The 2,251-nt window shown below is 39.8% G+C and carries 3 protein-coding genes; all 3 read left to right on the top strand.

The features are described from left to right. The coding region (locus AC1XUO_RS29555; protein ID WP_483333509.1) for a hypothetical protein at positions 1–658 on the top strand (658 nt) is incomplete at its 5' end. Between the two features lie 235 nt (positions 659–893). After that, the gene (locus tag AC1XUO_RS29550) at positions 894–1,244 is read left to right on the top strand and encodes a nuclear transport factor 2 family protein (RefSeq protein ID WP_483333508.1); all 351 of its coding nucleotides are present in this window, start codon (positions 894–896) and stop codon (positions 1,242–1,244) included. A gap of 365 nt (positions 1,245–1,609) precedes the next feature. Beyond that, on the top strand, positions 1,610–2,251 hold a 642-nt coding region (locus AC1XUO_RS29545), incomplete at its 3' end, for a tetratricopeptide repeat protein (protein ID WP_483333507.1).

The following is a 2,251-nucleotide window of genomic DNA, read 5'->3' as shown; positions in this document are numbered from 1 at the left end:
TAACTCCGATTTGAGCACCTACTCAACTCACATCAAGTCCATACTTAATTCTGGCACAACTCCATTTGAAAATCTAAGCCTATCAATAGTCTTGCTTTCAGATTATGTTTTTGGACAACACCACCTATCTGACTCTTTAAATCAACTTTACAAGGAGTTTCTTATTGACAGTTACATAAAATCTTCAGATCAGTTAATAGCTCCATTATTAAACGTTGATGATAACAGGCAAAGGTTAACAGAAATACAAGAGATCCTAAGAACAAATAGGTTCACAACTTTGGTAGGTGCATTCTCCGATTTTATAGAAGAAAAGGGCTACCCTAGTCAAGCACGCCTTCTTCGCACATTAGTCGCTCAGAATTACATATTGTATTCCAAAGATGATAACCAGGAACTTCACAATTTGTCTGTTATCCATTTTAAAATTGAAGACATTGAGACAGCTATAGAAATAGCTCAGTTTCTTACTCAAAAGAATGCGCATCAGGTAACCTACAACTACCTTTTGCTTGATTTATTTCGAAATGACGAAAAATACAGACAAGATTTTGACATCCTTAAGTCCAAAGTTCTTGCAACATTTAACCTAAGTGATAAAGAGCGTCAAGAATTTGAAAATATAAAAATGATTGACGATAAAATGAAAACGAAATAAACACCAGCAGGTAACAGGCGTTTGGCAAAAGTGGCGGTTAAATGCTCCGCAGACAGTTTTGTGGTTAATCAAAGTTTGGTTCTCCGCATCAACATTTGTGGTAAAAATCGCCACCTTCGCCAAGCGCCAAAACGTTACCAGCGAAACCAGAAAAAACACTACAAACAAATAACCCAAGCACACATCAAACAAAAACATCAGCCAAAAAAACCAACCATCCCAAAACCCAACCCCCATGCCCACCCATTTCAAAAACCTAATCCGAAAAGCCTATCCCGCTTTTAATTCAAGAGACATCAATACGGCACTTTCGACGTTTCATGAAAACGTTGAGTGGCCGAAGGCTTTTGAAGGTGGTTATGTGTGCGGACATGATGAAATAAGGGCGTATTGGACAAGGCAATGGACGGAAATAAACCCGACCGTTGAACCGATTGCGTTTGATCAAAGACCGGACGGGACATTTGAAGTAACTGTTCGCCAGATTGTAAAGGACTTGCAGGGAAATCTGATCTTTGATGGTGAAGTAAAACACATCTACACAGTAGAGGACGACTTGTTACGAAAAATGGACATTGAAATTTGACAGACAGCATTCGGTAAATTCACACTATATGCAACGCGTGTTACTCCGGCGTTCTCCCAGGCCTGTTGAAATGAATTCAAACAGATGCACAGTTACCCCCATGTGATCTTGTCTGAAACGCGCTGGCTGTTTCAATGAAATTGGAACCATTCAGAGCGTTGATTGTTCAGGTTTTGTCTTGATCAAAGCGTTTTTGCGTTTTACGGCACGGGTCTTTTTTATTTATAAATTTCTACAAACAATCAGCTTTACTGATGATTATTTATTCGCATAGTGCGATATTTAGAGAATAATATACAACGTTAAAGTCGAGTATGCAGCTGTTAAATAGAAACCCTTCCTATACATTAAAGACGCAGATTAAATTGAAAAGAACGAAACACCTGTTTCTATTAACTATCCTGATTATTTCCTTTCCGTTTTTTTCAATTCCGGCTTACAGCCAGACCTTATCCGAACTGCGTACTAGTTTCAATAACTTCAAGGGTTTGCCGAACGACTCCGTTAAGGTATCCGTCTGCAACCGGCTGGCCGGGGAATATTTATATAACAATCCTGACAGCTCTATTTTTTTCGGCAAAATCGCTTTGCAGGCTGCAAAAAAACTACATCTAAACAAAGAAAGTGCAATTGCTTATAACTATATCGCTAAAACAAACTACGTCAGCGGCTCCTATTTCGAATCCCTATCCTACGCAGACTCCGCACAGACGATCAGCAGGAAATCTGAATTTAAGCCTGAACTCGCCGTTGCAATCAATACCAGAGGATTGATCTATCTTGGCCAGGACAGGCTGAATGAATCAATCCCGGAATTCAGAAAAGCCCTTGTACTCAATCAGCAATTGAAGGACAGTGCAAAAATCGCCGCTAATTATTTCAACATTGGGTTAGCCTATGATGAACTTCGCCAGTTGGATAGTGCGTTTTTGAATCTCAATAAAGCACTGCTTGTTGCAAAACAATGCCGGGACGGACACCTGCATCAAATGTCGCTGAACCGGACC

The organism is Dyadobacter sp. HNCC25DJ186 (assembly GCF_056895235.1).
Note: the sequence above shows the minus strand (reverse complement) of the source record. Positions and strands in the feature narration are given on the sequence as shown.